Here is a 7,732-nt window from a genome sequence, read left to right as displayed (position 1 = left end):
CTTCGCAAGGTGTCTCACCAGGCCCTTCGTGGCTCGTCGCTTGCGCTCCTCGCACCTCAGGGAGCCGAGATCGACGCTCGCTCCTCGGCGAGCAGAGATTGATACTCGCTCCTCGGGGAGCAGAGATTGATGCTCGCTCCTCGGGTAGCGGCACGCCCCGATCTACTTCGGCGGCAACTTCCGCGCGTAGTTCGAACCGATCGCGATCCAGCGGGAGAGTTGGCGGTCGGTGGCGATGCCGGCGTCGTCGACGCGTAGCCATCCGCGGAGCTCGCGTTCCGACATCACCATCGGCCGGGTGTGCGGGTACTCGAGGAGGCTCTCGGTCTCCTCGGGTGCGACGCGCACCATGATCCCGCCCTTGCCGCTGGCGGCGACGGCCATGTTGCCGTTGATCAGAAAGGCCAGCCCGCCGAACATGCGCTTCTCGTCGAGGCCGCACTCTGTCGCCAGCAGAGCACGGATGCGGTAGGCCAGTTCCTCGTCGTACGCCACCGGTCCACATTATTCGGCTTTGGTCACGAGCCGGGACTTGGCAACGAACTTACTGCGCAGTAAGGTACTGCCATGGCGATCAACCTGGAGCTCCCGAAGAAGTTCGATTCGACGGTCGAGCGCACCCACATGGCTGCCGAGCACCTCTTCCGGCCGATCTCGCGCAAGTACGACCAGGCCGAGCACGAGCACCCGGTCGAGCTCGACGAGTTGGCGAAGCTCGCCAAGCAGGGTCGCTCCACGGAGAAGTCCGCCGACGCCGAGAAGTCCGCCGCTGACGCCCCGTCGGTGAACGGCGCGAACATGCGCGGCCTCCTGTCGGCTCTGGAGATGAGCTGGGGCGACGTGGGCCTGCTGCTCTCGATTCCCGGTCAGGGCCTGGGGAATGCCGCGATCGCGGCCGTGGCGAACCCCGAGCAGCTCGAACGCTTCGGCGACGTGTGGGCGGCGATGGCCATCACCGAGCCGAGCTTCGGCTCGGACTCGGCGGCAGTGTCGACGACCGCGACCCTCGACGGCGACGAGTACGTGCTGAACGGCGAGAAGATCTTCGTGACCGCGGGTTCGCGCGCTGACCACGTCGTCGTGTGGGCGACGATCGACAAGAGCGTCGGACGCGCGGCCATCAAGAGTTTCGTCGTGCCGATGACCACCGAGGGCGTGACCGTGGCCCGCCTCGAGCACAAGCTGGGCATCAAGGCCTCCGACACGGCGGTCATCCGGTTCGAGAATGCGCGGGTCCCCGCCGAGAACCTGCTCGGCTCGCCGGAGATCGACACCAAGAAGGCCTTCGGCGGGGTCATGCAGACCTTCGACAACACCCGTCCGGTGGTCGCCGCGATGGCCATCGGGCTCGGTCGCGCTTCCCTGGAGGAGCTGCGTCGGATGCTGGAGGAGGCGGGTCACGAGATCGACTACGACCGTCCGGCGTCGTCGCAGCACGCCACTGTCGCCGAGTTCATCCGCCTCGAATCCGATTGGGAGGCCTCGTGGTTGCACACGGTGCGGGCGGCGTGGATGGCCGACAACAAGCAGCCCAACTCGACCGAGGCATCGATGTCGAAGGCGAAGGCCGGCCGGACCGTCACCGACATCACCAACAAGACCGTCGAGATCGGTGCCACGGCAGGCTATTCCGAGACCTCACTGGTGGAGAAGTGGGCGCGTGACTCGAAGATCCTCGACATCTTCGAGGGCACCCAGCAGATCCAGCAGCTGATCATCGCCCGGCGCGTGTTGGGGAAGAGCTCAACCGATCTGACGTAAGACTCTCGAGAGTCGGCCGCGAGCCCACCGGTCGCGACCGCCGAAGAACTCATCTGCAGACCTCAACTCGACCGCCAGACCTCGATCGAGGTCTTGCGGTCGAGTTGAAGTCTGGGTGTCGTCGAGCGTCCTCAGACCTGCGCGATGAGCCACGTCGCGATCGTCGCAGCGTTCGCGCGGTCGGTGGCCACGCCCGCATGCCCGGTGAACCGGTCGGAGTACGTGACGCGCACCCCGGCGCGCCGATAGGTCTGCACCAGACCGGACACCAGCGGTTGCGGCGACACGGTGTCGACGGTGCCCGAGTCGATGCGGACCGGTAGCCCCCGATCAAAACGCAGACGGTCGACGTCGTTGTCGCGCAGCACTTTCAACAATGCGACCTTCATCTCGTCGCCGCGCCGTCCCAGGAGCTGGGCCGGTGCGAGGCCGCCGAACGAGTCCGGTGAGGTCAGGTCGGCGTAGCAGCGGGCCTCGACCTGCGGACGGAGCCTGCTCGCCGCCGCGCTGAGCCCGCCGTTGGACATCAACTCGTCGAACTCGGGATCGGCTGCGGCCGCGCCATATCCGATGAGAGCGGCCAATCCCATCAGTTCGTTGATCGCGGGACCGGACACCGGGACGTAGGACGCCCCGTCGAGGAGCGCGGCCACCTGCGTCGGCGGTGCGAGTGCCGACACCGCGCGGAGTCGGAGGTCACCCCATTCCGATGACGGCCGCGCCGCCGCGGCCAAGGCGGCAACGGCGCCCTCGGAATGCCCGGCCACGACGACGTCGCGGCCGATCCGTCGGTCGTGATCCGCGACGGCCAGCGCCATGTCGACCGTCGATCGCGCCAGCGAGTCGCTGATGAGGTACGGGTGCGGCCCGGGCCCGCCGATGCCCTCGAAGTCGGGCCGTGCCACGGCGAATCCGGCGTCGAGCAACCGGCCGACAATGCCGTCACCTGACGTCATGCGGGGCAGTTCGGAATGACCGGTATGGGCCTGTGACGGCGCGCACCGGTCCGCGGCGCCGACCGTCATGTGATTCCAGACGGCGAGCGGCCAACCCGCGGCGGGCGGCGGGGTGGACGGTGTGAGCAGCGTGCCGGTCATCTCCGTCGGGAGACCGCGGATGGACGTCGAGCTGTATCGCACGCGCAGTGTCGAACCCGCCTGGGGGAGTGCGACGATCGGATCCGTTACGGTTTCTGAGTCGACGATGCGCGGGACCACGTGAACACCGGCCGCCGAATCCGGCCCTGGACCTCCCGCCCTGGCGGGAGCCTGCACGGTCAGCACCGTGGCGAAGGTCAACGCGACTCCGACGACTGCGGCGAGAAGCCGTCGGCCGCCGATCGATCTCGTGTCCTTCGCAAGCAGGGTGGGCAACGTCACCCGTAGCAGAGTAACCGGGATTCGGGTGCGCCGCGCCGCCTCGGCGGGTCGCAGCACAGATCAGCGCAGGAGACGTTGGCGCAGTGCGGCTTCGCGCGCGAGCCGTTCGGCGTCGCGGCGGCGGCGCTCGGCCATGATCGCCGACAACACGTCTTCGAACGGGGCGCCGGGCGGGGGAGCGGGTGCGACGAACGGCGCGACGTCGAACACGATCCTCCGGGCGGCATGGGCTCTCGGCTCGGGCTTCATGCCGTGGCGGCCGTTGAGGAACTGGCGGATGATCACCGCGAGTGGGTCGGGGAGGGCGGCCATGTCGGCGGACACGGCCCACGAGTGCAGGCCGGGTGGCATCTCGATGGGTGCCTGCTCGACGAGTCGGTGGCGGTCGCGGATGACGTAGGTCCCGGCGAGCAGGTCGCCCAGGCGCTTGCTCTTGCGCGAGATGGCCGCCGAGATCAGCGCTGGGAGTCCCAGGCACGCATACAGTTCGACGAAGCCGACGAGTGCTCGGGTCAGGGAGTGGCGGAACCCGGTCGGGCCCGCGTCATCGCGGACTGTTCGGAGGCCCAGGACGAGGTGTCCCACGGTCTTCCCCGGGGTCACGGTATCCAGCAGCGTCGGGAGTGCGACGACGGCGACGATCGGGATCAGGGTGTTGATGGTTCCCCGCCACGCCTCGCTCGCCTCGCCGGCGACCTTGAACGACATCCACCACAGGAACAACCACAGTCCGAACCCCAGCAGGACGTCGATGATGCCGGAGAGAATCCGGTAGCCGAGGTTCGCCGGCGGGAGTGCGAGAGCGACCGCCTCTCCGGAGACGAGGTCGTTGCGTCCGACGCCGACTGTCGTCGTGGCGCCCGCGCCCCACGCGACCGGACCGGGTCGGCCGGCGACGGGTGCGCCCGGGCCCGCGGGGGGCCGAGGCGGCACTGGACGAGACATCACGCCTCACCCTACGACGCAATTCGTCGACAGGGCATCGGGAACTCACAGACCCGACGTCCGCTGAATGACACGTGCCGCGGAGGTGAGAATGCCCGATACGCTGGCCGAGTGGATCTCGACGCCTATGTGTCCGCGCACCGCGCGACGTGGGAGCGGCTTGACGCGCTCTCGCGGCGCCGCCGACTCACCGGTGCCGAGGCCGACGAGATGATCGACACCTACCAGCGGGTGGCCACCCACCTGTCGGTCATCCGGTCGACGGCGCCCGATGCCTCGCTGGTGGCATACCTGTCGGGCCTCCTGGCCCGCGCCCGCGGTCGCGCAACCGGAACCCGGGTCAGCACGCCGGCGACGGTGATCGAGTTCTTCACCCGGTCGTTCCCCGCGGCCCTGTACCGGATGCGCTGGTGGTGGCTCTCGGTGATGGGCGGATCGCTCGGTGCGGCCGTGATCATGACGTGGTGGGTGCTGGCCCACCCGCGGATCGAGAGTTCGTTCGCATCGCCCGCGGAGATCGAGCGTCTCGTCACCAACGACTTCGAGAACTACTACAGCGAATACGAGGCGACGTCGTTCGCCGCTCGCGTGTGGACCAACAACTTCTGGCTGGCCGCGCTGTGTATCGCGTTGGGGGTCTTCGGGTTCCCCGTGATCTGGATGCTCTACACGAACATCCTCAATCTGGTCGTCGTGGCGTCGATCATGATCCGGCACGGTCGTGGTGACCTGTTCTTCGGACTGATCCTGCCGCACGGAATGCTCGAACTGACCTGCCTGTTCGTCGCCGCGGGCGTGGGCCTGCGGATCTTCTGGGCCTGGGTGGCCCCGGGGAATCGAACGCGTGCAACGGCTCTCGGGGAGGAGGGCCGGGCAGCGGTCGGTGTCGCGCTGGGTCTGGTCGTCGTGCTGCTGCTGTGCGGGGTCATCGAAGCGTTCGTCACGCCGTCCCCGCTACCGACCTGGGCCCGGATCGGCATCGGTGTGACGGCGTGGACGCTGTTCATGGCGTACGTCTTCGTCGCCGGGCGCCGCGCGTACGAGTACGGCGACACCGGAGATCTCGACGAGGCCAACCGCGGGGTCACCGTCCCGACGGTGAGGTAGCGGCCCGTCGACGTCGAGCCGGAATGGAACGACGCCTACGATCACCGGAAAGGGTCGACGACGAAGGGGAACACTCTGATGGCAACTCGCAAGGGATCACTCGACGCTGTTTCGCTGCTGGGCGGGGGACTGGCCGCCACCGGGGTTGCGCACTTCATCAAGCCCGAGATCTTCGCCCCGATCACCGAGCCGGTGTTCCCCGACGACACCACCACCTGGACCTACCGCAACGGTGCCTGCGAGACCGCTATCGGCCTCGCACTGGTGTCGCCGCGGACCCGCCGGCTGGGCCTGGCCGGGCTGGCCGGTTACGTCGGGTTCCTCGGTTACCGGGCGGCTCTCGCGAAGAAGTGACGCCGGCCCACGATGCGTCCTCCTAGGTGAACCGCTGCGCGAGCCACCCCCCGATCTCGGCGGCGGCCAGGCTCGCGCCGGTCGGAGCCCCTCGGCGGATCGGACCGCCGAAGTGGGTTCCCTCGACGCGGACGTGCGTGACATCGTCCGCGCCGAGGGCGTTCACCATCGCCACCGCATCCTCGGGGAAGCACGCTTGGTCGCCGGTGAGCTCGACGAAGAGCGCGGGAACCCGGACACCGGGCGCGCATCGGAGGAATCCGGCGTTGCTCGACAGGCCCGACCAGGTGGACAGCCACGCGTCGGGGGTCGCCAGCCGGCCGAACCCGACCAGGCCGTAATCCGTGAGGTCGGGACGCCGGCCGAACAGCGACCCGTAGGGCCGGTCGTTGGGGCTCAGGGACTGATCGAGGAACCGCAGGTCGGCGTCGGTGCGGTAGATAGTCATGATGCGCGGGGCGAGCGAGGCCCGTCGGTCGTCCGGGTCGTCGCTTTCTGCGAAACGTGCTCGTGCGCGCGCGGTTTCGGCGACCAGATCCCGCGCGACGGTGTCGAGTCGTTCGACCCGGGCGCGTTGGGCGGCGCAGTACCGCTCGACGAAATCCGGTGCGTACGAGGAGCTCTCCGGAGGCTCCGCGTAGCCGTTGGCGGGCTCGAACGGATTCAGCGAGGGGTCGGCAGCGAGCGGATCGTCCTCGTCGGTGACCGATGGGTCGATGAGGCGCAGCAGCAGTTCGCCTTGACCGGGATGAGGCGCGAGGAAGATGGCGCCGTCGGGGACCGGCATGTCGGCACCGGCCAGGTCCACGGGTCGGCCGGCGGGAGTCGTGGTCAGCCGATCGCCGGGCGCCAGTCCGGCCTGCTCGTGGTAGAAGGCGAACAGGGCACCGCCACCCGAATGGCCCAATGTGAGCACAGATCCGAAGTCACGTTCGCGAAGGAAGACCTGTCCCGCCGCGGCGTCGAGGATGGCCTGCTCGTGGACGAGGGTGAGGTCGTTGTTGACCGAGCGCGTGCCCTGCGTCCACACCGCGAACCCGCGGGCGAGCAGTTCGGGGACGAGTACATGGTGTGTCAGGTCCTGCCGCGGATGCATGAGGGCGACGACGACGGTCGCGCCGGGGCCAGTGCGCAGAACCCCGGTGACCTTGGCGCCGTCGGCGGTGGTCAGCTCGTGCACGGAGGTCGTGGTGTTCGCCGGTTGCTCGGCGGCGTCGATGTAACGACCCGCTCCCAGTCGGCTCGTGCCCGCGGCGGTGGGGGCGGTCATCGCGGTGCGACCTTCAGTGCGTCCTTGTCCCACTGCACTATTCGCGAATCGAGGAGCCCGGCGACGCTGCTGTACCAGACGGCGTGGCGACACCCGGTGGCCCGCCGGTCGATGACGATGGTGTCGTCGGCGGTGATCCGGAAATAGGGTCCGACATGATCCACCGAAACACCCGGCGCTTCGCCGGCGACCGCCGCGACGGCCTTGTTCTCCGGGACGTCGAGGACGAACAGCGTGGTCATCGGACGGTCGCCTCCTCGGCGGCGAGTACGTCGCCGGCGGTGTGCTCGTCCTGCCAGGCCGCAGCCCGTTCGACGATCCGCTCGGCCTTGCGCATGAGAAGCGCGTCCATGCTCGGATTCGGTTGCGAGACCACGTCGATGAGAGCCTCGATGGTCAGGTTGGCGTCGAGGTCCTCCTGCGGCGTGACGGCCCGCATCGCACGCGTGATCTCGATCATGTACCCGTTCGGGTCATGGGTGTAGATCGACTCGATCGTCTCGTGTTGGATCTGCATCTCGACCGGCCATTCGCTGGCATCCAGCCGTCGCCGGTACTCCAGCAGATCGGTCTCGTCGTCGACGTGTATGGCGAGGTGACGCGAGCGGATGAACCAGATCGGTACGTCCTCGGCGAAGCGTGAGTACGAATCACCCTGGGGGCCACCGTCGAACGGCTCCAGTCCGAAGTAGTAGAAGAACGCGAGCCGGTCGTCGTTGCCGATGTCGAAGAAGAAGTGGATGAAGTCGGGATGCTTGTCGGGTCCCCAGCCGGCCGCGCAGATCGAGTGCACGACCGGGAAGCCGAGGACGTCGCGGTAGAAGCGGACCGTGGCCGCCGGGTCGAAGGTGGGATAGGCGACGTGATCGACGCCGCGGACCTTGTGGGGCAGTGGATTCATGAGGACTCCAGGAGG

Annotated in this window: 9 protein-coding genes; 3 read left to right on the top strand and 6 right to left on the bottom strand. The window is 68.3% G+C overall.

The annotated features are described in order from the left end of the window. Window positions 1-162: 162 nt before the first annotated feature. Window positions 163-495 (bottom strand): TfoX/Sxy family protein, encoded by a 333-nt coding sequence (locus M4D77_RS08390; RefSeq protein WP_065630869.1) that lies wholly within the window; start codon window positions 493-495, stop codon window positions 163-165. 72 nt (window positions 496-567) lie between these two features. On the opposite strand from M4D77_RS08390, the gene M4D77_RS08385 reads away from it, so the two are divergent. Next, the gene (locus M4D77_RS08385; RefSeq protein WP_259936002.1) at window positions 568-1,761 is read left to right on the top strand and encodes an acyl-CoA dehydrogenase family protein; all 1,194 of its coding nucleotides are present in this window, start codon (window positions 568-570) and stop codon (window positions 1,759-1,761) included. Window positions 1,762-1,892: 131 nt separating this feature from the next. Here M4D77_RS08385 and M4D77_RS08380 read toward each other — a convergent pair whose 3' ends face one another. Together M4D77_RS08380 and M4D77_RS08375 are read right to left on the bottom strand one after the other, a co-directional pair. Then, on the bottom strand, window positions 1,893-3,140 hold the full coding sequence (locus M4D77_RS08380; protein WP_259936001.1) for a lipase family protein: 1,248 nt from the start codon (window positions 3,138-3,140) through the stop codon (window positions 1,893-1,895). Between the two features lie 60 nt (window positions 3,141-3,200). Then, window positions 3,201-4,085: an RDD family protein gene (locus M4D77_RS08375; protein WP_259936000.1), complete on the bottom strand. Its 885-nt coding sequence runs from the start codon at window positions 4,083-4,085 to the stop codon at window positions 3,201-3,203. A 111-nt stretch (window positions 4,086-4,196) separates the two neighbouring features. Between M4D77_RS08375 and M4D77_RS08370 the strand changes: the two genes are divergently transcribed. Together M4D77_RS08370 and M4D77_RS08365 are read left to right on the top strand one after the other, a co-directional pair. Further along, the gene (locus M4D77_RS08370; RefSeq protein ID WP_259935999.1) at window positions 4,197-5,192 is read left to right on the top strand and encodes a stage II sporulation protein M; all 996 of its coding nucleotides are present in this window, start codon (window positions 4,197-4,199) and stop codon (window positions 5,190-5,192) included. Window positions 5,193-5,270: 78 nt separating this feature from the next. Continuing rightward, window positions 5,271-5,546, top strand: coding sequence for a hypothetical protein (locus M4D77_RS08365; protein WP_065630873.1), 276 nt, complete (start codon window positions 5,271-5,273; stop codon window positions 5,544-5,546). 22 nt (window positions 5,547-5,568) lie between these two features. On the opposite strand, the gene M4D77_RS08360 is transcribed toward M4D77_RS08365, so the two are convergent. From M4D77_RS08360 to M4D77_RS08350, 3 genes are read right to left on the bottom strand one after another with little or no spacing between them, the layout of a single operon-like run. Continuing rightward, window positions 5,569-6,816 (bottom strand): alpha/beta hydrolase, encoded by a 1,248-nt coding sequence (locus M4D77_RS08360; protein WP_259935998.1) that lies wholly within the window; start codon window positions 6,814-6,816, stop codon window positions 5,569-5,571. Then, window positions 6,813-7,058 carry a hypothetical protein gene (locus M4D77_RS08355; protein ID WP_058253750.1) on the bottom strand — a complete coding sequence of 82 codons (246 nt, stop codon included), beginning with the start codon at window positions 7,056-7,058 and terminating at the stop codon, window positions 6,813-6,815. Before M4D77_RS08355 ends, M4D77_RS08360 begins: the two co-directional genes overlap by 4 nt. Next, window positions 7,055-7,717: a VOC family protein gene (locus M4D77_RS08350; protein ID WP_259935997.1), complete on the bottom strand. Its 663-nt coding sequence runs from the start codon at window positions 7,715-7,717 to the stop codon at window positions 7,055-7,057. Before M4D77_RS08350 ends, M4D77_RS08355 begins: the two co-directional genes overlap by 4 nt. Window positions 7,718-7,732 lie beyond the last annotated feature (15 nt).

Origin of the sequence: Gordonia sp. p3-SID1431, assembly GCF_025143765.1 — a bacterium.
Taxonomy (GTDB): domain Bacteria; phylum Actinomycetota; class Actinomycetes; order Mycobacteriales; family Mycobacteriaceae; genus Gordonia; species Gordonia hongkongensis.
This window is presented reverse-complemented; position numbering and strand designations above follow the sequence as displayed.